We start from the raw sequence: 26836 nt of genomic DNA, 5'->3' as shown, positions 1-26836 counted from the left end.
GCAACCGGGTCATCGCCCACGGCGTCGGCCCACGACCAGAACGGACTGCAATGCCCCCGAAGAAGAAGGTCACCGGCCTCATCAAGCTCCAGATCAACGCTGGTGCTGCCACCCCCGCCCCGCCCATCGGCCCGGCGCTCGGTCAGCACGGCGTGAACATCATGGAGTTCTGCAAGGCCTACAACGCGGCGACCGAGTCGCAGCGCGGCAACGTCATCCCGGTCGAGATCACGGTGTACGAGGACCGCTCGTTCACCTTCGTCACCAAGACCCCGCCGGCCGCCGAGCTGATCAAGAAGGCCGCCGGTGTGGCCAAGGGCTCGCCGACGCCGCACACCACCAAGGTGGCCACCCTGACCAACGCCCAGGTCCGCGAGATCGCCAGCACCAAGCTGGAGGACCTCAACGCGAACGACCTGGACGCCGCCGCGAAGATCATCGCCGGCACCGCCCGCTCGATGGGCATCCGCGTCGAGGGCTGAGCCCCCGGCACGTCACACCAGTGGCAGGGCCCTGTGCGGCCCGTCGACCACGACTGCTGAACAAGGAGAAGCAGATGGCCAAGCACAGCAAGAAGTACCGCGCCGCTCTCGAGAAGATCGAGGCCGGTCGCATCTACAGCCCCCTCGAGGCGGTGCGGCTGGCGAAGGAGACGTCGACGACGTCCTACCCGTCCACCGTCGAGGTCGCGTTCCGCCTCGGTGTCGACCCGCGCAAGGCGGACCAGATGGTCCGTGGCACGGTGAACCTGCCGAACGGCACCGGCAAGACGGCTCGCGTCGTCGTGTTCGCCGTCGGTGAGCGTGCCGAGCAGGCGCGCGCCGCGGGTGCCGACGAGGTCGGCGGCGACGAGCTGATCGAGAAGGTCGCCGGTGGCTACACCGACTTCGACGCCGCCGTGGCGACGCCGGACCTGATGGGCAAGGTCGGCCGACTGGGCAAGGTGCTGGGTCCGCGTGGCCTGATGCCGAACCCGAAGACCGGCACCGTGACGATGGACGTGGCCAAGGCCGTGTCCGACATCAAGGGCGGCAAGATCGAGTTCCGCGTGGACCGTCACGCGAACCTCAACTTCATCATCGGCAAGACGTCGTTCACCGACGTGCAGCTGGTGGAGAACTACGCCGCGGCGCTCGAGGAGATCCTCCGGCTCAAGCCGGCCGCCTCGAAGGGTCGGTACATCTCCAAGGCGACGATGTCGACGACGAACGGCCCGGGCATCCCGCTCGACCAGAACAAGACGCGTCGGCTCACGGAGGAGGACGCGGCCTGACGGTCGCCCTCCCCGCAGCACGAACGAAGGCCCGGTCCGCAGGGACCGGGCCTTCGTCGTTCCCGGACGGCCCTCCGCCCGCCCGGGATGCCCGCCGCGTGGCGGCGGGCGGTGCTCGTGGTGCCGGAACGACCTCCCCCTGCGGGGCCGTTCCGCCATCACGACGGTCAGCGTGGGTGGCGGTGCGGCGGGACCGTCATCGACGCCGGCTCTGTCGCAGGCCCGCCATCCAGCCCTCCCAGAACGCCCGGCGCAGCCGCAGCGTGGCGACGGCGCGTGCGCGGACGGCGGGGTCGGCGGCCCACACACCCGAGGCCTCGGTGAACGGTTCGGTGAACGGTTCCGTGACCGTGGCGGCGACCGGTTCGGTGAACGGCTCCGTGAAGGGTTCGGTGAACGGCTGAGCCGCCGCGTCGGAGACCGGTTCCGTGAACGGCTCGGTGAACGGCTGGGCCGCGGCCTCGGTGAACGGCTCGGTGAAGGGCTCCGTGAACGGTTCCGTGAAGGGCTCGGTGAACGGTTGGGCCGCGGCCTCGGTGAAGGGTTCCGTGAACGGTTCCGTGAACGGCTCGGTGAACGGCTCGGTGAACGGCTGGGCCGTTGACTCGGTGAACGGTTCGGTGAAGGGCTCCGTGAACGGTTCGGTGAAGGGTTCCGTCGCGGCCTCCGGTCGCACGGCCGACGTCACGTCCTCCCCGGTCGACGCGGCGCTGACTCGGGCCGCCGGCGCCGCCCCTGGACCTCCGGTACGCACACCGTCCGTGGCCGCACCGCCTCCGGGTGCCGTCGGACGCGCTCCGCCGCCACCCATCCCGAACGCCGCCTCGATCGGCGGCAGCAGGACGTCCCGCCGGATCGACGCCACCAGCCGGGCCTGCGCGGCGCGACGCGCGGCGGTCGCTGCGACTGATGCCGGCGTGGCCACCTGGACGCCGAGCGTCGCCAGGACCACGTCGATGGGGCTGGACACGGCGAAGCTGCCGTCGTCCTCGGCGGACCAGTGCAGCCCGACCACCCGGCCCTGCAGGTCCACCACGGCCGAGCCGGAGTCGCCGCCGGCCGAGAACCGCGAGGTGCCCGGCGCCGGTTCGATCCGCAGCTGGTCGCGGAGGATCTTCGGCCCCGTGCCGGGGCCGAAGTCGACCTTGACGGTCAGGTCGGTCGACGCGACCACGCCGGACGTCAGACCCGTGGTGCGTCCGTGCTTGCGCACGGTTGTGCCGACCTCCGCGTAGGCCCAGCCGGTCACGGCTCCGATGCCGACGACGGCGGGCGTCCACCGCGCTCCCGGTGCGAGGGCGACCACGGCCGCGTCGACGCGTTCCGTCAGCACGCCACGCGCCAGCGAGCCGAACCGGTCGGCCCGGGACCCGCCGTCGGCGACCGCCGGCTGCACCCAGGCGCTGCCGACGTCCTCGAGGCCGTCACCGGCGGCCACGTGCCAGTTCGTCAGGGCCAGCGTGCGGTCCGTCCCGGGCTCGGTCACCAGCAGCCCGAGCGTGCCGTTCACGGACCGGAGCCGGGCGCCCTCGTCGGACGGCAGCGTGACGGGGTCCAGGGGGCCGATCGACATGCCGCCGGCGAGGGGCCGGAACCGCTCCGGGCTGACCGGCGGGGGCGCCGTCGGCTCGAGCCCGACGTGGTGCACCACGACGTCGGTCGGCACGCCCTCGATCTGCTCGGGGATGCGCTCCCCGGGGCCGAGCTCGTCGGCGCCACGCTTCACCTCGACGTGGACCACGATCGCCAGCACGCCGGAGGGTCGGCCACCGGTGAGCTTCTCCGCGATGTCGACGCCGACGACGCCAGGTCGCGCGAGCAGCGCGTCCTCCGCTGCGCGCTTCACCGGCCGCAGCTCGGCGCGCCCCGGCGGCTCGGCGGCCGCCGACGGGGCAGCGACGGTCGGCGACGGGCTCGAGGGCACTGGTCGCTCCGGTGCGGTCATGGGGTACGCACTCCTCATGGCTCAGGCGCGGCTCGGGGGCGCCACGCGATCGACAGGAGCATCCCGCGGCGTGCCAGATACAGGGCCGTTTCGCGGGCGGGATCGCCGCGTCGTGTATCTGCGTGCGACGCGGCCGCTCCTGACGTTCGACGCGGCTGGACGTGGGGGACGTCGACGCCGTCGCGAGCGGGCACCGCGACGGGCCGGAGGTCCCTTGCGTCCTTGTCGGGGTTGTCCGGGTCGTCCTAGTCTGCACGGCAGGGGCGGCCACCCGCCGAGGACACGTGCGAGGGGTCGATGATGAGTGACGAGGTGGTGGGACCGGTCGAGGCCGGGCTCCGCGACCACGAGCAGGGGCTCGCGCTCCGTGCGGCGCACGCCGTGCTCGCCTATCGCGCCGGTGACCGTGCCCCGCTCGCCGAGCTCGTCGAGGTGATGACGCCCTTGCTGTGGCACACGGTGCGCGCGCAGGGTGCGGATCCGGAGCAGGCTCAGGACGTCGTCCAGAACGTGTGGCTCACGCTGGTGCGCGACATCGAGACGATCCGCGACCCCCGCGCCACGCTGCAGTGGATGCTCGTCACCGCGCGCCGGGCGGCATGGCGGGCGGTCCGCCGCAGCCGCGACGACCTGGTGCGCCAGCAGCAGGACGAGACGGTGACCGACTGGCTCGCCGCCCCTGCGGACCAGCTGCCCGACGTCGTCGCCGTGCGGGACGAGCGCGACCGGGCGCTGTGGCGGCACGTGCGGGAGCTCCCCGAGCGTTGCCGGCAGCTGCTCGGGCTGGTGGCGACGGTCGACCGACCCGACTACGCCGTCGTGTCCCGTTCCCTCGGCATGCCGGTCGGGAGCATCGGGCCGACGCGCGGTCGCTGCCTGGCCAAGCTCCGCCAGGCGCTCACCTCCGATCCCACGTGGAGCCTGGTGTGAACGCCGACGGCCGTGACCTCGAGGCACTCGCCGACGCCCCGCTCGACGAGCTCGACCTCGAGGTGCTGCGCCGGCTCGACGCCCTGGTCGACGCGGTCGACCCCGTCCCGGCCGGCCTGGTGGAACGGATCGGCATCGCGCTGACCGTCGAGGCGCTGCACGCCGAGGTGGCCGAGCTGCACCTGGTCGGCGAGGCGGCAGGCGCCGTGCGCGCCGACGAGACCAGCATCGAGGCCGGCACCATCACCTTCACCACCGACGTCCTGACGGTGATGGTCTCCGTGCACCCGGAGGGGGACCGGTTGCGGGTGGACGGCTGGGCCGCCCCGGCGGGACTGCTGACGGTCGAGCTGCACCAGCACGGCGACGTCGTCGTGACCAGCTCGAACGCGGACGGCCGGTTCTCGTTCTCGGACGTGGAGCGCGGACCGGCGAGGTTCGTCCTGCGCCGTCCGGCCGAGCCCACCGTGCCGATCGTGACCCCGCAGATCGAGCTGTAGCCGGATGTGCCCCACCGGTGCCCCGGCGCAGGCCGGGTCGCCGGACCTGGCGGAGCTGACGCTGCGCGTGCGGGAGGCGGAACAGGAGAACGCCGAGGGCCGGCCGGCACGAGCCCGCCGTCGTCTGCTCCCGGTGCTTCGGGCGCTGGACACCGTTCCGGACGGGGACCCGGACGTGGTCCGCGTGCGCGCCTGGGCGTTGATGGAGCTCGCACGCAGCGAGTTCGAGACGCAGGGCAGCGCCGACGCCCCGGTCGAGCGGCTCGACGAGATGGTGGAGGCCCAGGCCGGCCACCGGTCGCAGGCGTCGGGCGCCGGGTGGCCGGGGCTACGGCCCGCGGTGGCCGGCCTGCACGGTCTGCTCGCGCTGCGCGCGGGTCGGCTCGACGAGGCGCTGACCTGGCTGGACACCGCTGTGACGCACATCGCCGACGCCGAGCCGCTGGACGCCTGCCGCATGCTGCTGAACCGCGGCGTCGCCCACGCCGAGCGTCGCGAGCTCGCGCAGGCGCGTGCGGACTACGCCGAGTGCGCTCGGCGGGCGCGTGCCGAGGGGTTCGCCCGCCTGCAGTTCAAGGCCGAGCACAACCGCGGCCACCTGGAGCTCTACGCCGGTCGGCTGCCGCAGGCGCTCGCGCGGATGGAGGCGGCCGCCCGCACGATGCCGGGTCAGTGGCCCATCGCGCTCCTCGACCGCGCTCTCGTGCTGCTCGAGGCGGGCCTGGTCCAGGTCGCGGACCGCACCTTCGCGGAGGCGGCCGCCCAGTTCGCGGACCAGCACCTGCCGCACGACGTGGGGGAGTGCGAGCTGGGCCGGGCGGAGTGCGCGGCCGTGCGTGGCGACTCGGCGGCGGCTCGGCAGCACGCGGCCGCGGCTCGGCACCTCTTCCGCCGCAGGGGCGACGAGACGTGGGTGGTGCGGGCGACGCTCGGCGAGCTGCAGGCCGACGCGGCTCTCCTGGCCGCGGAACCCTCGCGCGACGCCGCGCTGCGTCGACGGTGGGCCTCGGTGTCGCGCCGGGCCGCCCGCGTCGAGGAGCTGTGCCGGCAGACCGGGCGACCGCTGTGGGCGCTCAGTGCCGCGTGCCTCCGGGTCGAGGCGGATCTCGCCCGCGGTGCCTGCGAGGACCCGGCGGCGACCCTCGAGCTGCTCGGCCCCGTGCCGGTCGAGGCGCCGATCGCCGTACGGCTCCAGGCGCGCCGTGTCCGAGCCCTCCTCCAGCTCGCGGCAGGCCGGCGCGAGGCCGCGGTCCGCGACGTGCGCGCCGGCCAGCGGGACCTGCGCGTGCACCGGGCCCGGTTCGGCTCGCTCGACCTGCGCACGGCCGGCGCGGTGCACGGCACCGCCCTGGCCGACCTGGACCTTCAGCTCGCCACCGCCACCGGCCGCCCGGGATCCGTGCTGGACGCGGTGGAGCGTGTGCGTGCGGTGATCGGAGGCACACCGCGGGTCACGCCACCGGAGGACCCCGTCACCGCGACGCTGCTCACCGAGCTGCGCCAGCTGGTCGCCGAGAACCGCAACCTCCAGGGCCGTCCGGCCAGCGACCCGGGACGTGACCGGCTGCTGGCCGACAGCCGCCGCCTGCAGCACGAGATCCTGGCGCGCTCGTGGCACGAGCAGGGGCGTCTGGCGGACGACCGTGCGGCCCGGTCGGCGGAGGTGCGGCGCGCGCTCTCCGACCGCCCCGGTGCGGTCCTGGTGGACGTGGTCGAGCACCGCGGCGAGGTGCTCGGGGTGCGTGCCGACGCGTCGGGCCTCCGTCTTCGCAGGCTCGGCGACGCCGCGCCGTTGCGGGAGCACGTGCACCGGGTGCACGCGGACCTGGAGGTGCTGGCGAACCCCCTCGTGCCGCGCGACCTGCGCGCGGCGGCCGCCCGGTCCCTGGCCGAGGGGCTCGAGGCGCTGCAGCGCAGGCTGGGCGCGGTGGTCGACGAGGGCGGTGCCGAGCTGGTCGTCGTCGCCGGAGGGTGGCTCGGCCTGGTGCCCTGGGCGATGCTGCCGACGCGGCGTGGTCTGCCGACGGTCGTGGCGCCCTCGGTGCGCCACTGGCTCACGCATGCGGGCGGCGCGCCGCGCCGTCCGGAACGGGTGACCGCCGCGGCGGGACCGGGCCTGGTGCACGGCGAGGACGAGGCCCGCCGGGTCGCGGGCCTGTGGCCGTCCGCGAACGCGCTGGTCGGGGAGCAGGCGACCGTGGGGCGGATGGTGGAGCTGCTCGGGTCCCCGGGAATCGTGCACCTGGCCGCCCACGGCCGGCACGAGCCGGACAACCCGCTGTTCTCCTCGGTCCGCCTGGCCGACGGTCCGCTGTTCGCGCACGAGCTCGACGCCGGCGGCAGCCCACCGCACCTGGTGGTCCTCTCGTCGTGCGAGGTCGGCCGTACGAGCGTGCGCGCCGGCGGCGAGGCCCTCGGCATGGCGAGCGTGCTGCTGCGGACGGGTGTCGGTGCCGTGGTCGCCGCGACGGCGCCGCTGCCCGACGACACGGCGATCCGGGTGATGACGCGCGCGCACCAGCTGCTCCGCGACGGGGAGCCGATCGCCCCGGCCCTGGCCCGGGCCACGGCCGAGGACCTGGCTGCCACCGGCCGGCACGTCCCGCTGCAGGTGTTCGGCGCCCCCGTCTGAACCCCGCATCACCCGGCCGGACGGCCGGGATTTGGCTGTCACCGCACCGTGCCGTACCGTTGACGCGCCCAAGACCGCCGGTCGTCGGCTCGTCGTGCCCGCCTCGCGGGACCGACCCGTCGTCCGAAGTCCCGCTCACGCGGAGACCGGCGCAGGTGAGTGTTCCCGGTCCCGCGCCGTCGTGCGCGCAGTCCGTCCGAGCCCCGCGCCTGCGCCGGGGCTCGTCGTGCGTCTGGAGACCGGCGGCACCACCATCGGAAGGATCGTCATGGCGAGGCCGGACAAGGCAGCCGCGGTCGCAGAGCTCACGGAGCAGTTCCGTGGGTCGAACGCGGCCCTGCTGACCGAGTACCGCGGGCTCACCGTCGCGCAGCTCAAGCAGCTGCGTAAGGCGCTCAGCGGTAACGCGAACTACGCCGTGGTGAAGAACACGCTGACCGCGATCGCGGCCAAGGAGGCCGGTGTCGAGGGGATCGCGGACGAGCTGAAGGGCCCGTCCGCCATCGCCTTCGTCACCGGTGACCCGGTTGCGACCGCCAAGGGTCTGCGTGACTTCGCCAAGGCGAACCCCGCCCTGGTCATCAAGGGGGGCGTCCTCGACGGCCGCGCCCTGACCGCGGCGGACGTCACCAAGCTCGCGGACCTCGAGTCCCGCGAGGTTCTGCTGGCCAAGGCGGCCGGCGCGATGAAGGCCAAGCTCTACCAGGCCGCTTACCTGTTCACGGCGCCGGCGGCCCAGGCCGTCCGCACCGTCGAGGCCCTGCGCGCCAAGCGCGACGAGTCCGAGCAGTCCGCGGCCTGAGCTTCCGCTCCGGCCGTACCCCGTAACCCCAGCATCACCGCCGGTCGCCGCGACCGGCGGGCCCACACGGAAGGAACCGCCACCATGGCGAAGCTGTCCACCGCCGAGCTCATCGACGCGTTCAAGGAGCTCACGCTCATCGAGCTGTCCGAGTTCGTCAAGGCGTTCGAGGAGACCTTCGAGGTCACCGCCGCCGCCCCCGTCGCCGTCGCGTCCGCGCCGGCCGCCGGTGGTGCCGCCGAGGCCGAGGAGGTCGAGGAGAAGACCTCCTTCGACGTCGTCCTCGAGACCGTCGGCGACAAGAAGATCCAGGTCATCAAGGAGGTGCGCGCCCTGACGAGCCTCGGCCTGAAGGAGGCCAAGGACCTCGTCGACGGCGCCCCGAAGCCGGTTCTCGAGGGTGTCAACAAGGAGGCCGCGGACAAGGCCGTCGCCGCCCTCGAGGGCGCTGGCGCGACCGTCTCGGTCAAGTGACCCCCGCGGCGGTCGCGCGCTGACGCGGCCGCCGACAGCACGAGGGCCCGTCCCCGCACATGGGGGCGGGCCCTCGTCGTGCCCGGCGTTCCTGTCCACCGATCGAGGGGCGCCTGCGGCGACGCGGACCGTCGTGTGCCATCATGGGCCGCGGCGACACCGGACCGGGCCTCACGGCTCACCGGGCCGCACCCGTCGGGCTCGCCCGCCGGGAAGCACGAGGAGTGAGCATGCGGGACAGCGGGGGGACGGCAACGGCGCCGGCGTCGGTGTCCTGAGGTCCACGGCCGATCGGGCCGGGGGCGTGGTGGTCGGTCGCGGGGCAGCGGCCGGAGAGTGGACGAGGGAGTGCGCTGCTGGACGGCGCGCGCCGAAGCGAGTATGCTCGCGCTTTGCGCTGGCCTGTGTCCGCGATCCCGTATAACCCGAGCCTTCCTTTCGTCGTTCGTGCGCGACGCCGGGTGGTTCCGAGGCCGGGGGGTCGTATCTCGCCGGGACCGGCGCAGCGTGCACTCGATCCGCAGGGAAGGACCCCTCTTGGCTGCCTCGCGCACCCCTTCTGCACCCTCCGCCGACGCCATCGCCACTCGCACCGCTTCTCGCCGCATCTCCTTCGCCAGGATCTCCGAGCCCCTCGAGGTACCGGACCTGCTCGGGCTGCAGACCGAGAGCTTCGACTGGCTGCTCGGCAACGAGCGCTGGCAGGCCCGGGTGGCCGCCGCGCTCGAGACGGGACGTCAGGACGTCCCGCAGACCGCCGGTCTCGAGGAGATCTTCGAGGAGATCTCTCCGATCGAGGACTTCGGCGGTTCGATGTCCCTCTCCTTCCGCGAGCACCGCTTCGAGCCGGCGAAGTACACGGCCGACGAGTGCAAGGAGAAGGACTTCACCTTCGCCGCACCGCTGTTCGTCACGGCGGAGTTCGTCAACTACACGACTGGTGAGATCAAGAGCCAGACCGTGTTCATGGGCGACTTCCCGCTGATGACCGACAAGGGCACGTTCATCATCAACGGCACCGAGCGTGTCGTCGTCTCCCAGCTGGTCCGCTCCCCGGGCGTGTACTTCGAGCGCGTGGCCGACAAGACCAGCGACAAGGACGTGCTCACCGCCAAGATGATCCCGAGCCGCGGGGCCTGGCTCGAGTTCGAGATCGACAAGCGCGACAACGTCGGTGTGCGCGTCGACCGCAAGCGCAAGCAGAACGCCACGGTGCTGCTCAAGGCGCTCGGCATGACGGACTCCGAGATCCGCGCCGAGTTCGCGGACTTCCCGGCGGTGCTCGACACCCTGGACAAGGACCACGTGCAGACGCAGGACGAGTCCCTGCTCGACCTGTACCGCAAGATCCGCCCGGGCGAGCCGCCGACGGTCGAGGCCGGCCGCGCGCTGCTGGACAACTTCTACTTCAACCCCAAGCGCTACGACCTGGCGAAGGTCGGCCGCTACAAGCTGAACAAGAAGCTGGGCCGCGACGCCGCGCTGAGCGACTCGGTGCTGTCCCGCGAGGACATCGTCGCGACGATCAAGTACCTGGCCAGCCTGCACATCGACCGCACCTCGATGGCGGGCGTGCGCAACGGCGAGGCGATCGAGGTCCGCGTCGAGACGGACGACATCGACCACTTCGGCAACCGCCGCATCCGTGCCGTCGGCGAGCTGATCCAGAACCAGGTCCGCACGGGCCTGTCCCGGATGGAGCGCGTCGTCCGCGAGCGGATGACCACCCAGGACGTCGAGGCGATCACGCCGCAGACCCTGATCAACATCCGGCCTGTCGTCGCCTCCATCAAGGAGTTCTTCGGCACCAGCCAGCTGTCGCAGTTCATGGACCAGAACAACCCCCTCGCCGGCCTGACGCACAAGCGTCGCCTGTCGGCCCTGGGCCCGGGTGGTCTGTCCCGCGACCGCGCCGGCATGGAGGTCCGTGACGTCCACCCGTCGCACTACGGCCGCATGTGCCCGATCGAGACCCCTGAGGGTCCGAACATCGGTCTGATCGGCTCGCTGGCGACCTACGGCCGGATCAACCCGTTCGGCTTCGTCGAGACCCCGTACCGCAAGGTCGTCAACGGCGTCGTCACGGACGAGGTGCACTACCTCACCGCCGACGACGAGGACCGCCACGTCATCGCGCAGGCCAACGCCGAGCTGAAGGCGGACAACACGTTCGCCGAGGAGCGCGTGCTGGTCCGCGTCAAGGGCGGCGAGATCGAGTACGTCGCCGGCGAGAACGTCGACTACATGGACGTCTCCCCCCGGCAGATGGTCTCCGTGGCCACCGCGCTGATCCCGTTCCTCGAGCACGACGACGCCAACCGTGCCCTCATGGGCGCGAACATGCAGCGTCAGGCCGTGCCGCTGGTCCGCTCCGAGGCGCCGCTGGTCGGCACCGGCATGGAGTGGCGCGCGGCGGTCGACGCGGGCGACGTCATCGTGTCCGAGAAGCCCGGTGTGGTCTCGGAGGTCTCGGCCGACCTGATCACCATCGCGCACGACGACGCGACCACCGGTTCCTACCGCGTGGCGAAGTTCCGTCGTTCGAACCAGGGCACCAGCTACAACCAGCGCGTCCTGGTCAACGAGGGCGACCGCGTCGAGGCCGGCTCCGTGCTGGCCGACGGCCCGGCGACCGACGGCGGCGAGCTCGCGCTCGGCCGCAACCTGCTGGTCGCGTTCATGTCGTGGGAGGGCCACAACTACGAGGACGCGATCATCCTGAGCCAGCGCCTGGTGCAGGAGGACGTGCTCTCCTCGATCCACATCGAGGAGCACGAGGTCGACGCCCGCGACACCAAGCTGGGCCCCGAGGAGATCACGCGGGACATCCCGAACGTCTCCGAGGAGGTGCTGGCCGACCTCGACGAGCGGGGCATCATCCGCATCGGCGCCGAGGTGAACGCCGGCGACATCCTGGTCGGCAAGGTCACCCCCAAGGGCGAGACGGAGCTGACCCCGGAGGAGCGCCTGCTGCGCGCGATCTTCGGCGAGAAGGCCCGCGAGGTGCGCGACACCTCCCTGAAGGTGCCGCACGGCGAGTCCGGCACCGTCATCGAGGTGCGCACCTTCAACCGCGAGGACGGCGACGAGCTGCCCGCCGGCGTGAACGAGCTGGTCCGGGTGTACATCGCCCAGCGCCGCAAGATCACCGCCGGTGACAAGCTGGCCGGCCGTCACGGCAACAAGGGCGTCATCTCGATCATCCTGCCCCCCGAGGACATGCCGTTCCTCGAGGACGGGACGCCGGTCGACATCGTCCTCAACCCGATGGGTGTGCCGGGCCGCATGAACGTCGGCCAGGTGCTGGAGGTCCACCTCGGGTGGATCGCCAAGCAGGGCTGGGACATCTCGCTCGCCGAGGGCGACGTCCAGTGGCGCGACGAGGTCCCGGCGATCGCGGCGAAGTCCGCGCCCGGCACCCCGGTCGCCACGCCGGTGTTCGACGGCGTGCCGGAGGAGACCCTCACCGGTCTGCTCGGCTCGACGCTGCCGAACCGCGACGGCGAGCGGATGGTCGGCCACGACGGCAAGGCGCGGCTGTTCGACGGCCGTTCCGGTGAGCCGTTCCCGGACCCGGTGGCCGTCGGCTACATGTACATCCTCAAGCTGCACCACCTGGTCGACGACAAGATCCACGCCCGTTCGACCGGTCCGTACTCGATGATCACGCAGCAGCCCCTGGGCGGTAAGGCCCAGTTCGGTGGCCAGCGGTTCGGCGAGATGGAGGTGTGGGCGCTCGAGGCGTACGGCGCCGCGTACACGCTGCAGGAGCTGCTCACCATCAAGTCCGACGACGTCCCGGGCCGCGTGAAGGTCTACGAGGCCATCGTCAAGGGCGAGAACATCCCCGACTCGGGCATCCCGGAGTCGTTCAAGGTGCTGCTCAAGGAGATGCAGTCGCTCTGCCTGAACGTCGAGGTGCTGTCCTCGGACGGCGTCTCCATCGACATGAAGGAGAACGACGACGAGGTCTACCGCGCGGCGGAGGAGCTCGGCATCGACCTGTCCCGGCGCCCCAACGCGAGCAGCGTCGAAGAGATCTGACGACGAGCCCGGTGCGGGTCCCTCACGGGGCCCGCACCGTCAGCCCGCACCCCTTGCACCATTCCGTCCGTCGGCCCGCACACCGCGAGGCCGGCATGCGAAGGAAGTAGGACCCCTTGCTCGACGTCAACGTCTTCGACGAGCTGCGCATCGGCCTGGCCACGGCCGACGACATCCGTGCCTGGTCGCACGGTGAGGTGAAGAAGCCCGAGACCATCAACTACCGGACCCTGAAGCCGGAGAAGGATGGCCTGTTCTGCGAGAAGATCTTCGGTCCCACCCGGGACTGGGAGTGCTACTGCGGCAAGTACAAGCGCGTGCGCTTCAAGGGCATCATCTGCGAGCGCTGCGGCGTCGAGGTGACCCGCTCCAAGGTGCGCCGTGAGCGGATGGGTCACATCGAGCTCGCCGCCCCGGTGACGCACATCTGGTTCTTCAAGGGCGTCCCGTCGCGCCTCGGCTACCTGCTCGACCTCGCGCCGAAGGACCTGGAGAAGGTCATCTACTTCGCCGCCTACATGATCACGTGGGTGGACGAGGACGGCCGCGCCGAGGACCTCCCGAACCTCCAGAACGAGATCGACCTGGAGAAGAAGGAGATCGCGGACCGCCGCGACAACGACATCAACACTCGCGCCGCCAAGCTCGAGGCCGACCTGGCCGAGCTCGAGGCCGAGGGTGCCAAGGCGGACGCCCGCCGCAAGGTGCGCGACTCCGCCGAGCGCGAGATGGCACAGCTGCGCAAGCGTGCCGACACCGAGCTCGAGCGCCTCGAGACGGTCTGGGACCGGTTCAAGAACCTCAAGGTCGCCGACCTCGAGGGCGACGAGATGCTCTACCGGCAGCTCCAGGACCGGTACGGCAACTACTTCGAGGGCTCGATGGGCGCCCAGGCGATCAAGAAGCGCCTGGAGGCCTTCGACCTCGAGGCCGAGGCTGCGTCGCTGCGCGAGACGATCCGGGTGGGCAAGGGCCAGCGCAAGACGCGTGCCCTCAAGCGCCTCAAGGTCGTCAACGCGTTCCTGACGACCAACAACTCGCCGACCGGCATGGTGCTGGACGCGGTCCCGGTCATCCCGCCGGACCTGCGCCCGATGGTCCAGCTCGACGGTGGCCGCTTCGCCACCTCGGACCTGAACGACCTGTACCGCCGCGTGATCAACCGGAACAACCGCCTCAAGCGGCTGCTCGACCTCGGCGCGCCCGAGATCATCGTCAACAACGAGAAGCGGATGCTCCAGGAGGCCGTCGACTCGCTGTTCGACAACGGCCGCCGCGGCCGTCCGGTGACGGGTCCGGGCAACCGCCCGCTCAAGTCCATCTCCGACATGCTCAAGGGCAAGCAGGGCCGGTTCCGCCAGAACCTGCTCGGCAAGCGCGTCGACTACTCCGGCCGTTCGGTCATCGTGGTCGGCCCGCAGCTCAAGCTGCACCAGTGCGGCCTGCCCAAGCAGATGGCGCTCGAGCTGTTCAAGCCGTTCGTCATGAAGCGGCTGGTCGACCTGAACCACGCGCAGAACATCAAGAGCGCCAAGCGCATGGTCGAGCGTGCCCGCCCGGTCGTGTGGGACGTGCTCGAGGAGGTCATCACCGAGCACCCGGTGCTGCTGAACCGTGCGCCCACGCTGCACCGTCTCGGCATCCAGGCGTTCGAGCCCCAGCTGGTCGAGGGCAAGGCGATCCACCTGCACCCGCTCGTCTGCGGCGCGTTCAACGCCGACTTCGACGGCGACCAGATGGCCGTGCACCTGCCGCTGAGCGCCGAGGCGCAGGCCGAGGCCCGGATCCTCATGCTGTCCAGCAACAACATCCTCAAGCCGTCGGACGGCCGTCCGGTGACCATGCCGACCCAGGACATGATCATCGGCCTGTACCACCTGACGTCCGACCGCCCGGGTGCCAAGGGCGAGGGCCGCGCGTTCAGCTCGGTGTCCGAGGCGATCATGGCCTTCGACCAGGGCACGCTCGACCTCAACGCGGTCGTGAAGATCCGCATGGACGGCCTGGTCCTCGAGGAGGAGCGGGCGCCCGAGGGCTGGACGCAGGGCGAGCCCCTGCTGTTCGAGACCACGCTGGGCCGCGCGCTGTTCAACGACCTGGTCCCGGTGGACTACCCGTACGAGAACGGGGTCGTCGACAAGAAGCGCCTCTCGGCCATCGTCAACGACCTGGCCGAGCGGTACCCGAAGGTCGAGGTCGCCGCGTCCCTCGACGCCCTGAAGGAGGCCGGCTTCCGCTGGGCCACCCGCTCGGGCGTGACCATCGCCATCTCCGACGTCGCGACGCCGACCGAGAAGAAGGCGATCCTCGAGGAGAACGAGGCCCGCGCGGCCAAGGTGCAGGGCCAGTACGACAAGGGTCTGATCACCGACGACGAGCGTCGCCAGGAGCTCATCAACATCTGGACCGAGGCGACGGACAAGGTCGCCAAGGCGATGCAGGCGAACTTCCCGGCCCGCAACACGGTCTACCGCATGGTCGGCTCGGGTGCCCGAGGCAACTGGATGCAGGTCCGGCAGATCGCCGGCATGCGTGGTCTGGTGGCCAACCCGAAGGGCGAGATCATCCCGCGGCCCATCAAGGCGAACTACCGCGAGGGTCTGTCCGTGCTGGAGTACTTCATCGCCACGCACGGCGCCCGCAAGGGTCTGGCGGACACCGCGCTGCGGACCGCCGACTCCGGCTACCTCACCCGTCGTCTGGTGGACGTGTCGCAGGACGTCATCGTCCGTGAGCTGGACTGCGGCACGGAGCGCGGCCTGACCATGCCGATCGCGGTCGACGCCGGTGACGGCACGCTGCGCCGGCACGACAAGGTGGAGACCTCGGTCTACTCCCGCACGCTGGCCACCGACATCGAGATCGACGGCGAGGTGATCGGCCACGCCGGTGACGACGTCGGCGACGTGCTGCTCGACCGGCTGATCGAGTCCGGTGTCACCGAGCTCAAGGTGCGCTCCGTGCTCACCTGCGAGTCGCGCGTCGGCACCTGCGCGAAGTGCTACGGCCGTTCGCTGGCCACCGGCAAGCTCGTCGACATCGGCGAGGCGGTCGGCATCATCGCCGCCCAGTCGATCGGCGAGCCCGGCACGCAGCTGACGATGCGTACCTTCCACACCGGTGGTGTCGCCTCCGCCGAGGACATCACGCAGGGTCTGCCGCGCGTCCAGGAGCTCTTCGAGGCCCGCACCCCCAAGGGTGAGGCGCCCATCGCGGAGTTCTCCGGCCGGGTGGCGATCGAGGAGGGCGACCGGTCCCGCCGGATCGTCCTGACGCCGGACGACGGGTCGGAGGAGATCTCCATCCCGGTGACCAAGCGTCAGCGGCTGCTCATCGCGGACGGCGACCACGTCTCCGTCGGCACGCAGCTGGTCCAGGGCGCCGTCGACCCGAAGAAGGTGCTGCGGATCCTCGGCCCCCGGGCGACCCAGAAGCACCTGGTCGACGAGGTGCAGGAGGTCTACCGCTCGCAGGGCGTGGACATCCACGACAAGCACATCGAGGTCATCGTCCGGCAGATGCTGCGCCGGGTGACGGTCCTCGACTCGGGCGACACCGACCTGCTGCCGGGCGAGCTGTCCGAGCGCGGCCGCTTCGAGGACGCGAACCGCAAGGCCGTGTCCGAGGGTGGTCAGCCGGCGTCCGGCCGTCCGGAGCTGATGGGCATCACCAAGGCGTCGCTGGCCACGGACTCGTGGCTGTCGGCGGCCTCCTTCCAGGAGACCACCAAGGTGCTGACCGAGGCTGCGATGTCGAGCCGGTCCGACCCGCTGCTCGGCCTGAAGGAGAACGTCATCCTCGGCAAGCTGATCCCCGCCGGCACCGGGCTCGCCCGGTACCGGGACGTCGCGGTGGAGCCGACCGAGGAGGCGAAGGCCGAGCTGTACCCGGCCTTCGGCTACGACGAGATCGACTTCCCGGCCCTCGGCATGGGGACCGGCGACGCGATCCCGCTCGAGGACATCGACTTCGGCGACTACCGCTGACGTCGATCGCATCGCCCGAGGGGCCTGCCGGTTCGCCGGTGGGCCCCTCGGCGCACCTGCAGCACGGAGGTAGGGCTGACCGCACGTCGTCCCACGTGCTGCTTTGACGCCTGTTCGACCGCCGGGTAGCCTGGGACACCGTGCCCGCGTCGTCGGGCCCTTGTGCGTGCACGCATCGCGCCGCTGATTCGGACCAGCTCCGAGGCGGTGGCAGCGGCACCGGGTGACAGCCCGACCGTCACGACCGACCAGGACCCCGTCCTGGCCCGCGCCGCGGAGGACCGGGTCGACACGCCCGGGCGCGGGGGTCGGTGCGGGACGCTAGACCAGCCGGGGTAGTCGCGCGACGAGCGTCGATCCGGGAACCTGCCGGCCGTCCTGGGTGACGGGTCCGGTCGACCAGAGATCCATCGACAGACGGAGACGCAGTGCCCACGATCCAGCAGCTGGTCCGCAAGGGCCGGCAGGCGAAGACGAACAAGTCGAAGACGCCTGCCCTCAAGGGCTCCCCCCAGCGACGCGGTGTGTGCACCCGCGTCTACACCACGACCCCGAAGAAGCCGAACTCGGCCCTGCGCAAGGTGGCGCGCGTGCGCCTGTCCTCGCAGGTCGAGGTGACGGCCTACATCCCGGGTGTCGGCCACAACCTGCAGGAGCACTCGATCGTGCTGGTGCGCGGCGGCCGTGTGAAGGACCTGCCCGGCGTCCGCTACAAGATCGTCCGTGGTGCCCTCGACACGCAGGGCGTCAAGAACCGCAAGCAGGCGCGCTCCCGCTACGGCGCGAAGAAGGGCTGAGTCCAATGCCTCGCAAGGGTCCGGCCCCCCGTCGGCCGCTCGTCGTCGACCCGGTCTACGGGTCTCCCGTCGTCACCCAGCTCATCAACAAGGTGCTGCTGGACGGCAAGAAGACCGTCGCGGAGTCCATCGTGTACGGCGCCCTCGAGGGCGTCCGCGAGAAGACCTCCGGCGACCCGGTCGTCGTGCTGAAGCGCGCGCTCGACAACGTGCGCCCCGCGCTCGAGGTCAAGTCCCGTCGTGTCGGCGGTGCCACCTACCAGGTCCCGGTCGAGGTGCGCCCGGTGCGCGCCACCACCCTGGCCCTGCGCTGGCTCACCGACTTCTCCCGCGCCCGTCGCGAGAAGACGATGACCGAGCGCCTCATGAACGAGATCCTGGACGCATCGAACGGCCTCGGTGCCGCGGTCAAGCGCCGCGAGGACATGCACAAGATGGCCGAGTCCAACCGCGCCTTCGCGCACTACCGCTGGTAACAACCGGCGGGTCGGGGGGCGGCGGCCCACGTGGCTGCCGCCCCGCCCGACCACCCGAGCCAACCGACAAGGGGCGTACACAACGTGGCACTCGACGTGCTCACCGACCTGACCAAGGTCCGCAACATCGGCATCATGGCGCACATCGATGCCGGCAAGACCACCACGACCGAGCGGATCCTGTACTACACAGGTATCACGTACAAGATCGGTGAGGTCCACGAGGGCGCCGCCACGATGGACTGGATGGAGCAGGAGCAGGAGCGCGGCATCACCATCACGTCGGCCGCGACGACCTGCTTCTGGAAGAACAACCAGATCAACATCATCGACACGCCCGGCCACGTCGACTTCACCGTCGAGGTGGAGCGCTCGCTGCGCGTCCTCGACGGCGCGGTCGCCGTCTTCGACGGCAAGGAGGGCGTGGAGCCCCAGTCCGAGACGGTGTGGCGCCAGGCCGACAAGTACGACGTGCCGCGCATCTGCTTCGTCAACAAGATGGACAAGCTCGGCGCCGACTTCTACTTCACGGTCAAGACGATCGTCGACCGCCTGAAGGCCCGCCCGCTGGTCATCCAGCTGCCGATCGGCTCGGAGAGCCAGTTCATCGGTGTCGTCGACCTGGTCGAGAACCGTGCCCTGGTGTGGCGCGGCGAGACGGCGCTCGGCGAGAAGTACGACGTCGAGGAGATCCCGGCCGACCTGGTCGAGCGTGCCGAGCAGTACCGCGCCGAGCTCATCGAGGCGGTCGCCGAGACCGACGAGGAGCTGCTGGAGAAGTACCTGTCCGGCGAGGAGCTCACCGTCGCCGAGATCAAGGCGGGCATCCGCAAGCTGACGATCTCGTCCGAGGCGTACCCGGTGCTGTGCGGGTCGGCGTTCAAGAACAAGGGCGTGCAGCCCATGCTCGACGCCGTCATCGACTACCTGCCGTCGCCGCTGGACGTCCCGTCGATCGAGGGCCACGACGTCAAGGACGAGTCGATCGTCGTCGAGCGGCACGCCGACGCGACCGAGCCGTTCTCCGCGCTCGCGTTCAAGGTCGCCGCGCACCCGTTCTTCGGCAAGCTCACCTACGTCCGGGTGTACTCGGGCAAGGTGGCGCAGGGTGCCCAGGTGCTCAACTCGACCAAGGGCAAGAAGGAGCGCATCGGGAAGCTCTTCCAGATGCACTCCAACAAGGAGAACCCGGTCGAGGAGGCCCAGGCCGGCCACATCTACGCGTTCATCGGGCTGAAGGACGTCACCACCGGTGACACCCTGTGCGACCCGAGCTCGCCGGTGGTCCTGGAGTCCATGACCTTCCCCGAGCCCGTCATCGACGTGGCGATCGAGCCGAAGACCAAGGCCGACCAGGAGAAGCTGTCCACGGCCATCCAGAAGCTCGCGGAGGAGGACCCGACGTTCCGGGTTCGCCTGGACGACGAGACCGGCCAGACCGTCATCGGCGGCATGGGCGAGCTCCACCTCGACATCCTCGTCGACCGCATGCGTCGCGAGTTCAAGGTCGAGGCGAACGTCGGCAAGCCGCAGGTGGCGTACCGCGAGACCATCCGCCGCAAGGTGGACAAGATCGAGTACGTCCACAAGAAGCAGACCGGCGGTTCGGGCCAGTACGCCAAGGTCCAGCTGTCGTTCGAGCCGCTGGACACCGCCGAGGGCGAGGTCTACGAGTTCCAGAACGCCGTCACCGGTGGTCGCATCCCGCGCGAGTACATCCCGTCGGTCGACCAGGGCATCCAGAGCGCCATGCAGCAGGGCGTGCTGGCCGGCTTCCCGATGGTCGGCGTCAAGGCGGTCCTGCTCGACGGTGCCTACCACGAGGTCGACTCGTCCGAGATGGCCTTCAAGATCGCCGGTTCGATGGTCCTGAAGGAGGCAGCGCGCAAGGCCGACCCGGCCCTGCTCGAGCCGATCATGGCCGTCGAGGTGCGTACGCCCGAGGAGTACATGGGCGACGTGATCGGCGACCTGAACTCCCGCCGCGGCATGATCCAGTCGATGGAGGACGCCACCGGCGTGAAGGTCGTGCGTGCGCACGTCCCGCTCTCGGAGATGTTCGGGTACGTCGGCGACCTGCGGTCCAAGACCCAGGGTCGTGCGGTGTACTCGATGCAGTTCGACAGCTACGCCGAGGTTCCTCGCAACGTGGCCGACGAGATCATCAAGAAGACCCGGGGCGAGTGAGTCCCGAGGGTCGACCCCTCGCAGTACCAGCAACACACCCGACCCGGAGGACCGCACGCTCGTCGGCTACCGTTCGTAGGCGACGACGGGCAATCTCTACCAAGTCCTGAGGAGGACACCCAGTGGGCAAGGCGAAGTTCGAGCGGACCAAGCCGCACGTCAACATCGGGACCATCGGTCACGTCGACCACGGCAAGACGACGCTGACCGCCGCGATCTCGAAGGTGCTGCACGACAAGCACCCGGACCTGAACCCCTTCACGCCGTTCGACGAGATCGACAAGGCGCCGGAGGAGAAGCAGCGCGGTATCACCATCAACATCGCGCACGTCGAGTACCAGACCGACAAGCGCCACTACGCGCACGTCGACGCCCCTGGGCACGCCGACTACATCAAGAACATGATCACGGGTGCGGCGCAGATGGACGGCGCCATCCTGGTGGTCGCCGCCACCGACGGCCCGATGGCCCAGACGCGTGAGCACGTCCTGCTCGCCCGCCAGGTCGGCGTCCCCTACCTGCTGGTCGCGCTGAACAAGTCCGACATGGTGGACGACGAGGAGATCCTGGAGCTCGTCGAGGTCGAGGTGCGCGAGCTCCTCTCCTCGCAGGGCTTCCCGGGCGACGACGTCCCGGTGATCCGCGTCTCCGCGCTGAAGGCGCTCGAGGGCGACCCGGAGTGGGTCAAGTCCGTCGAGGACCTGCTGGACGCCGTCGACGAGAACGTGCCGGACCCGGTGCGCGACATCGACAAGCCGTTCCTCATGCCGATCGAGGACGTCTTCACCATCACCGGCCGCGGCACCGTGGTCACCGGTCGTGTGGAGCGCGGTCGCCTCAAGGTGAACGAGGAGGTCGAGATCGTCGGCATCAAGGAGAAGTCGATCAAGACCACGGTCACCGGCGTGGAGATGTTCCGCAAGACTCTGGACTACGCCGAGGCCGGCGACAACACCGGTCTGCTGCTCCGCGGCACCAAGCGCGAGGAGGTGGAGCGCGGCCAGGTCGTCGTGAAGCCGGGCTCGATCACCCCGCACACCGAGTTCGAGGGCCAGGTCTACATCCTCGCCAAGGACGAGGGTGGCCGTCACAACCCCTTCTACTCGAACTACCGTCCGCAGTTCTACTTCCGGACGACCGACGTCACCGGCGTCATCACGCTGCCTGAGGGCACCGAGATGGTCATGCCGGGCGACAACACCGAGATCAGCGTCCAGCTGATCCAGCCCATCGCCATGGAGGAGGGCCTCGGCTTCGCCATCCGTGAGGGTGGCCGCACCGTCGGCTCCGGCCGGGTCACCAAGATCATCAAGTGATCCGAGCCCCTCGGGGCAGCTGTTCCACGAAGGGCCCGGGTGCGCACACCGCACCCGGGCCCTTCGGCATCCTCACGCGGCGCTCCGCACGGGAACGCCTCCTGGATCCGTGGCCGCAGGACGTGCCGCCCGCTCGTGGCGGCGCGGCGGAGGTGGGGCCGGGTCGGGTGTGACGCGGTCGTCATCGACCCGGGTTTGGCCAATCGGCCGACCGTCTGGCAGACTGTCGGGGTTGCCCGCTGGGGTGTGGTGCGTTCGCGCGCCGCAGACAGGTGGGCGCGACGACGTGGAGAGCCCACGGACCCCGGGGTCACCCGGCGGTGAGGGGCTCGACCGCAACCACTGACCTCGTACCTGACGGTGCGCAGCGCGAGAGTGTGTCGCTCAAGGCGACACGCCCGAGTGCGGGGGTCGGACGGACCGGTTTCGAAGAGAGAGAAGTAGACGACGCCATGGCGGGACAGAAGATCCGCATCCGGCTCAAGTCCTACGACCACGAGGTCATCGACAGCTCGGCGCGCAAGATCGTCGACACGGTGACCCGAGCTGGTGCGCAGGTCGTGGGCCCGGTGCCGCTGCCGACGGAGAAGAACGTCTTCTGCGTCATCCGGTCGCCCCACAAGTACAAGGACAGCCGCGAGCACTTCGAGATGCGCACGCACAAGCGGCTGATCGACATCATCGACCCCACGCCGAAGGCCGTCGACTCGCTCATGCGTCTCGACCTGCCTGCGGACGTGAACATCGAGATCAAGCTCTGATCGCTGGGAAGGACTGATCTTCATGGCAACCCAGCAGACCGCTCGCCCGGTCACGGCGCTGCTCGGCACCAAGCTCGGCATGACCCAGGTGTGGGACGCGGCAGGCCGCCTCGTCCCCGTCACGGTCGTCGAGGTCGGTACGAACGTCGTGACGCAGGTGCGCTCCGCTGAGGCCGACGGCTACGTCGCGGTGCAGCTGGCCTACGGCCAGATCGACCCGCGCAAGGTCACCAAGCCGCTCAAGGGCCACTTCGAGAAGGCCGGGGTCACCCCCCGCCGGCACGTGGCCGAGATCCGCACGGCGGACGCCGCCGACTACTCGGTCGGCCAGGAGCTGACCGCGACCGCCTTCGAGGCGGGCCAGTCGGTGGACGTCTCCGGCACCACCAAGGGCAAGGGCACCGCCGGTGTGATGAAGCGTCACGGCTTCAAGGGCGTCAGCGCTTCCCACGGTTCGCACCGCAACCACCGCAAGCCGGGCTCGATCGGCGGGGCGTCCACCCCGTCGCGCGTGTTCAAGGGCATGCGGATGGCCGGCCGGATGGGCAACGCCCGTCAGACCGTTCAGAACCTGACCGTGCACGCGGTCGACGCCGAGAGGGGTCTGCTGCTCGTCAAGGGCGCCGTCCCCGGCCCCAAGGGCGGCGTGGTCCTCGTGCGTACCGCTGTGAAGGGTGCGTGACCACGATGAGTGACACGCTGACCGTCGACGTCCTGGACGCCGAGGGCAACAAGGCCGGCACGGCCGACCTGCCCGGCACCGTCTTCGACGTGCAGACCAACGTCCCGCTGATCCACCAGGTCGTCGTCGCGCAGCTCGCGGCGGCACGCCAGGGCACGCACGCCACGAAGACTCGTGGCGAGGTGTCCGGTGGTGGCAAGAAGCCGTACAAGCAGAAGGGCACCGGCCGTGCCCGTCAGGGCTCGACGCGTGCGCCGCAGTTCGCCGGCGGTGGCACCGTCCACGGCCCGCAGCCGCGTGACTACAGCCAGCGGACCCCGAAGAAGATGAAGGCCGCGGCGCTCCGCGGTGCTCTCTCGGACCGCGCCCGTGCGGGTCGTGTGCACGTCGTCACCGGGTTCGCCCCGGGCGAGGCGCCGTCGACCAAGGCCGCCATCAAGGTCCTCGACAACCTGTCGGGCCGCAAGAACGTCCTGGTGGTCGTGGAGCGGGCCGACGAGATCACGTGGAAGTCGCTGCGCAACGTCGAGCGGGTGCACCTGCTGGTCTCCGACCAGCTGAACACCTACGACGTGCTCGTCAGCGACGACGTGGTGTTCACGCAGGGTGCGCTCGACGCGTTCCTCGCCGGCACCGCGGCCGCCAAGGAGGAGACCAAGTGAGCACCGTCGGCAAGGACCCGCGCGACATCCTGATCGCCCCGGTGGTCTCGGAGAAGAGCTACGGCCTGCTCGACGAGGGCAAGTACACGTTCCTCGTCGACCCGCGCGCCAACAAGACCGAGATCAAGATCGCCGTCGAGCAGGTCTTCGGCGTCAAGGTCGACTCGGTCAACACCGCCAACCGGCAGGGCAAGGCCCGCCGGACCCGGTTCGGCATCGGTCGTCGCAAGGCCACGAAGCGTGCGGTCGTCACCCTCCGCGAGGGTTCGATCGACATCTTCGGCGGACCGGTCGGCTGAGCGGCCCGAGAGGACTACTGACATGGGAATCCGTAAGTACAAGCCGACGACGCCGGGCCGTCGTGGCTCGAGCGTGGCCGACTTCGTCGAGCTGACGCGCTCCGAGCCGGAGAAGTCGCTGGTCCGTCCGCTGACCAAGTCGGGCGGTCGCAACTCGACCGGTCGCGTGACGACCCGCCACCACGGCGGCGGTCACAAGCGGGCGTACCGGGTGATCGACTTCCGTCGCCACGACAAGGACGGCGTGCCGGCCAAGGTCGCGCACATCGAGTACGACCCCAACCGCACGGCGCGCATCGCGCTCCTGCACTACGCCGACGGCGAGAAGCGCTACATCCTCGCGCCGAACCGGCTGAACCAGGGCGACCTCGTCGAGGCCGGTGCCACGGCGGACATCAAGCCGGGCAACAACCTGCCGCTGCGCAACATCCCCACCGGCACGATCATCCACGCCATCGAGCTGCGGCCCGGCGGCGGCGCGAAGATCGCCCGCTCCGCGGGTGCCTCGGTGCAGCTCGTCGCCAAGGACGGGCCGTACGCCCAGCTGCGCATGCCGTCCGGCGAGATCCGCAACGTCGACCTGCGCTGCCGCGCGACGATCGGCGAGGTCGGCAACGCCGAGCAGTCGAACATCAACTGGGGCAAGGCCGGCCGCATGCGCTGGAAGGGCAAGCGCCCGACCGTCCGCGGTGTCGCGATGAACCCGATCGACCACCCGCACGGTGGTGGTGAGGGCAAGACGTCCGGTGGCCGTCACCCGGTCAGCCCCTGGGGCCAGCCCGAGGGTCGTACCCGTCGTCCGAACAAGCCGAGCGACAAGCTCATCGTGCGCCGTCGGCGCACCGGCAAGAAGCGCTGATAGGAGCCTGAGATGCCACGCAGCCTGAAGAAGGGCCCGTTCGTCGACGGCCACCTGCAGAAGAAGGTCGACGTCCAGAACACGGCGGGCACCAAGAACGTCATCAAGACGTGGTCGCGCCGCTCGGTCATCACGCCCGAGTTCCTCGGCCACACCTTCGCCGTGCACGACGGCCGCAAGCACACGCCGGTGTTCGTCACCGAGTCGATGGTCGGCCACAAGCTCGGCGAGTTCGCCCCCACGCGGACGTTCCGCGGCCACGAGAAGGACGACCGGAAGGGCCGTCGCCGCTGACCCCCCGGGTCGGTGACGACGCCCTGACGGCGCAGACAGAAGGCAGGACAGCGATGGAAGCCATGGCGAAGGCGCGGTTCGTCCGCGTCACGCCCCAGAAGGCCCGGCGCGTCGTGGACCTCGTCCGTGGCAAGCAGGCCAGCGAGGCGGTGGCCGTGCTGCGGTTCGCCCCGCAGGTCGCGGCACAGCCGGTCCTCAAGACCGTGGAGTCGGCGATCGCGAACGCGGTCGAGGGCGCCAAGCGAGCGAGCACGCGGCTCGACGAGGCGAACCTCTACGTCTCCGAGATCTTCGTGGACGAGGGCCCGACGATGAAGCGGTTCCGGCCGCGCGCGCAGGGTCGTGCCGGCCGCATCCTCAAGCGCACGAGCCACATCACCGTGGTGGTCGCCGAGCGCGAGCAGGCGACGGCACAGAGCACGAAGGGACGGGCCCGATAGTGGGACAGAAGGTCAACCCGCTCGGGTACCGCCTGGGCATCACGACCGACCACCGCTCGCGGTGGTTCGCCGACTCGACCAAGACCGGTCAGCGCTACCGCGACTACGTGCGCGAGGACGTGCAGATCCGCAAGCTGATGTCGACGGGCCTCGAGCGCGCCGGCATCGCCAAGGTCGAGATCGAGCGCACCCGTGACCGGGTCCGCGTCGACATCCACACCGCCCGCCCTGGCATCGTCATCGGGCGTCGTGGCGCGGAGGCCGACCGCATCCGCGGAGAGCTGGAGAAGCTCACCGGCAAGCAGGTGCAGCTCAACATCCTCGAGGTCAAGAACGCCGAGATCGAGGCTCAGCTGGTCGCGCAGGGCATCGCCGAGCAGCTCGCCAGCCGCGTGTCGTTCCGTCGCGCCATGCGCAAGGGCATCCAGTCCGCCCAGCGCGCCGGTGCGAAGGGCATCCGCGTGCAGGTCTCCGGCCGCCTCGGCGGTGCGGAGATGAGCCGCACGGAGTTCTACCGCGAGGGTCGGGTGCCGCTGCACACGCTGCGCGCCAACATCGACTACGGCTTCCACGAGGCCCGCACCACCTTCGGCCGCATCGGCGTGAAGGTCTGGGTCTACAAGGGCGACATGACCGAGAAGGAGTTCGCCCGCGAGCAGGCGACGGCGGCTCCCCGCCCGTCCCGTGGTCCGCGCGGCGACCGGGGCGACCGTCCCGAGCGCGGCCCGCGTGCCGGCGCCCGTCGGCCGGAGCGCTCCGAGCAGTCGGACGCCCCGTCGTCGGACACCACCCCTGAGACCGGAACGGAGGCCTGAGCCGTGCTCGTCCCGCGCAGGCTGAAGCACCGCAAGCAGCACCACCCCGGGCGCTCCGGCGCCGCGACCGGTGGCACGTCCATCGCCTTCGGCGACTTCGGCATCCAGGCTCTCGAGCCCGCCTACGTCACCAACCGGCAGATCGAGGCTGCTCGTATCGCCATGACCCGCCACATCAAGCGTGGCGGCAAGGTCTGGATCAACGTGTACCCGGACCGGCCGCTCACCAAGAAGCCCGCCGAGACCCGCATGGGTTCCGGCAAGGGCTCGCCGGAGTGGTGGATCGCCAACGTCAAGCCCGGCCGCGTGCTCTTCGAGCTGGCCGGGGTCCCCGAGGAGCTCGCTCGTGAGGCCATGCGCCGCGCGCAGCACAAGCTCCCGATGAAGACCCGTTTCCTGGTCCGCGAGGGAGGTGCCAGCTGATGGCCGTCGGAACCAAGGACCTCGCGCCGAGCGAGCTGGACGGCTACGACGACGAGCGTCTCGTCGCCGAGCTGAAGAAGGCCAAGGAGGAGCTGTTCAACCTCCGCTTCCAGTCGGCCACGGGCCAGCTGGAGAGCCACGGTCGGCTCAAGGCCGTCCGCCGCGACATCGCGCGGATCTACACGATCCTGCGCGAGCGCGAGCTCGGCATCCGGACCGCCCCGAGCCCGAGCGAGTGA

24 protein-coding genes are annotated in these 26836 nt (G+C 70.5%); 23 read left to right on the top strand and 1 reads right to left on the bottom strand.

Features of this window, described 5'->3' with window-relative positions:
• Window positions 1-50: 50 nt before the first annotated feature.
• Both rplK and rplA read left to right on the top strand, forming a co-directional pair.
• A complete protein-coding gene (gene rplK / locus N0B34_RS02795) occupies window positions 51-482 on the top strand; it encodes a 50S ribosomal protein L11 (protein WP_263729713.1) in 432 nt (143 codons plus the stop codon).
• A 74-nt stretch (window positions 483-556) separates the two neighbouring features.
• Complete coding sequence (gene rplA / locus N0B34_RS02790) at window positions 557-1273, top strand: 50S ribosomal protein L1 (protein ID WP_263729712.1); 717 nt, start codon at window positions 557-559, stop codon at window positions 1271-1273.
• 196 nt (window positions 1274-1469) lie between these two features.
• On the opposite strand, the gene N0B34_RS02785 is transcribed toward rplA, so the two are convergent.
• Window positions 1470-3218 (bottom strand): peptidase S32, encoded by a 1749-nt coding sequence (locus N0B34_RS02785; RefSeq protein ID WP_263729711.1) that lies wholly within the window; start codon window positions 3216-3218, stop codon window positions 1470-1472.
• Between the two features lie 300 nt (window positions 3219-3518).
• On the opposite strand from N0B34_RS02785, the gene N0B34_RS02780 reads away from it, so the two are divergent.
• From N0B34_RS02780 to rpmC, 21 genes are all read left to right on the top strand, one after another.
• Entirely contained in the window at window positions 3519-4148 is a 630-nt protein-coding gene (locus tag N0B34_RS02780; protein ID WP_263729710.1) for an RNA polymerase sigma factor, read from the top strand.
• Window positions 4145-4648 carry a carboxypeptidase regulatory-like domain-containing protein gene (locus tag N0B34_RS02775; protein ID WP_263729709.1) on the top strand — a complete coding sequence of 168 codons (504 nt, stop codon included), beginning with the start codon at window positions 4145-4147 and terminating at the stop codon, window positions 4646-4648. Before N0B34_RS02780 ends, N0B34_RS02775 begins: the two co-directional genes overlap by 4 nt.
• Window positions 4649-4652: 4 nt before the next feature.
• Complete coding sequence (locus N0B34_RS02770) at window positions 4653-7280, top strand: CHAT domain-containing protein (RefSeq protein WP_263729708.1); 2628 nt, start codon at window positions 4653-4655, stop codon at window positions 7278-7280.
• Window positions 7281-7548: 268 nt separating this feature from the next.
• Window positions 7549-8082: a 50S ribosomal protein L10 gene (gene rplJ / locus N0B34_RS02765; RefSeq protein WP_263729707.1), complete on the top strand. Its 534-nt coding sequence runs from the start codon at window positions 7549-7551 to the stop codon at window positions 8080-8082.
• A gap of 84 nt (window positions 8083-8166) precedes the next feature.
• Window positions 8167-8556 (top strand): 50S ribosomal protein L7/L12, encoded by a 390-nt coding sequence (rplL, locus tag N0B34_RS02760; RefSeq protein WP_263729706.1) that lies wholly within the window; start codon window positions 8167-8169, stop codon window positions 8554-8556.
• Window positions 8557-9093: 537 nt separating this feature from the next.
• Window positions 9094-12600, top strand: coding sequence for a DNA-directed RNA polymerase subunit beta (gene rpoB, locus N0B34_RS02755; protein WP_263729705.1), 3507 nt, complete (start codon window positions 9094-9096; stop codon window positions 12598-12600).
• Between the two features lie 116 nt (window positions 12601-12716).
• Window positions 12717-16586: a DNA-directed RNA polymerase subunit beta' gene (locus tag N0B34_RS02750; protein WP_263729704.1), complete on the top strand. Its 3870-nt coding sequence runs from the start codon at window positions 12717-12719 to the stop codon at window positions 16584-16586.
• 428 nt (window positions 16587-17014) lie between these two features.
• Entirely contained in the window at window positions 17015-17383 is a 369-nt protein-coding gene (gene rpsL, locus N0B34_RS02745; RefSeq protein ID WP_263729703.1) for a 30S ribosomal protein S12, read from the top strand.
• Window positions 17384-17388: 5 nt separating this feature from the next.
• Window positions 17389-17859 (top strand): 30S ribosomal protein S7, encoded by a 471-nt coding sequence (rpsG, locus tag N0B34_RS02740; RefSeq protein ID WP_263729702.1) that lies wholly within the window; start codon window positions 17389-17391, stop codon window positions 17857-17859.
• An 84-nt stretch (window positions 17860-17943) separates the two neighbouring features.
• Window positions 17944-20046, top strand: coding sequence for an elongation factor G (gene fusA / locus N0B34_RS02735; RefSeq protein WP_263729701.1), 2103 nt, complete (start codon window positions 17944-17946; stop codon window positions 20044-20046).
• 122 nt (window positions 20047-20168) lie between these two features.
• A complete protein-coding gene (gene tuf, locus N0B34_RS02730; protein WP_263729700.1) occupies window positions 20169-21362 on the top strand; it encodes an elongation factor Tu in 1194 nt (397 codons plus the stop codon).
• Between the two features lie 452 nt (window positions 21363-21814).
• The gene (gene rpsJ / locus N0B34_RS02725) at window positions 21815-22123 is read left to right on the top strand and encodes a 30S ribosomal protein S10 (protein ID WP_263729699.1); all 309 of its coding nucleotides are present in this window, start codon (window positions 21815-21817) and stop codon (window positions 22121-22123) included.
• Between the two features lie 22 nt (window positions 22124-22145).
• Window positions 22146-22805 carry a 50S ribosomal protein L3 gene (rplC, locus tag N0B34_RS02720; RefSeq protein WP_263729698.1) on the top strand — a complete coding sequence of 220 codons (660 nt, stop codon included), beginning with the start codon at window positions 22146-22148 and terminating at the stop codon, window positions 22803-22805.
• Between the two features lie 5 nt (window positions 22806-22810).
• Window positions 22811-23467 carry a 50S ribosomal protein L4 gene (rplD, locus tag N0B34_RS02715; protein ID WP_263729697.1) on the top strand — a complete coding sequence of 219 codons (657 nt, stop codon included), beginning with the start codon at window positions 22811-22813 and terminating at the stop codon, window positions 23465-23467.
• Window positions 23464-23766, top strand: coding sequence for a 50S ribosomal protein L23 (gene rplW, locus N0B34_RS02710; protein ID WP_263729696.1), 303 nt, complete (start codon window positions 23464-23466; stop codon window positions 23764-23766). Before rplD ends, rplW begins: the two co-directional genes overlap by 4 nt.
• A gap of 22 nt (window positions 23767-23788) precedes the next feature.
• Window positions 23789-24625 carry a 50S ribosomal protein L2 gene (gene rplB, locus N0B34_RS02705; RefSeq protein WP_263729695.1) on the top strand — a complete coding sequence of 279 codons (837 nt, stop codon included), beginning with the start codon at window positions 23789-23791 and terminating at the stop codon, window positions 24623-24625.
• Between the two features lie 12 nt (window positions 24626-24637).
• Window positions 24638-24919, top strand: a complete 282-nt coding sequence (gene rpsS / locus N0B34_RS02700) for a 30S ribosomal protein S19 (protein WP_263729694.1) — start codon at window positions 24638-24640, stop codon at window positions 24917-24919.
• A gap of 53 nt (window positions 24920-24972) precedes the next feature.
• A complete protein-coding gene (rplV, locus tag N0B34_RS02695; protein ID WP_263729693.1) occupies window positions 24973-25359 on the top strand; it encodes a 50S ribosomal protein L22 in 387 nt (128 codons plus the stop codon).
• A complete protein-coding gene (gene rpsC / locus N0B34_RS02690) occupies window positions 25359-26174 on the top strand; it encodes a 30S ribosomal protein S3 (RefSeq protein ID WP_263729692.1) in 816 nt (271 codons plus the stop codon). The genes rplV and rpsC overlap by 1 nt, the downstream gene beginning before the upstream one ends.
• A gap of 3 nt (window positions 26175-26177) precedes the next feature.
• Window positions 26178-26597: a 50S ribosomal protein L16 gene (gene rplP, locus N0B34_RS02685; RefSeq protein ID WP_263729691.1), complete on the top strand. Its 420-nt coding sequence runs from the start codon at window positions 26178-26180 to the stop codon at window positions 26595-26597.
• Window positions 26597-26836, top strand: a complete 240-nt coding sequence (rpmC, locus tag N0B34_RS02680) for a 50S ribosomal protein L29 (RefSeq protein ID WP_263729690.1) — start codon at window positions 26597-26599, stop codon at window positions 26834-26836. Before rplP ends, rpmC begins: the two co-directional genes overlap by 1 nt.

The organism is Cellulomonas sp. SG140 (assembly GCF_025770785.1).
In the GTDB taxonomy this organism is placed as follows: Bacteria; Actinomycetota; Actinomycetes; order Actinomycetales; family Cellulomonadaceae; genus Cellulomonas.
This window is presented reverse-complemented; position numbering and strand designations above follow the sequence as displayed.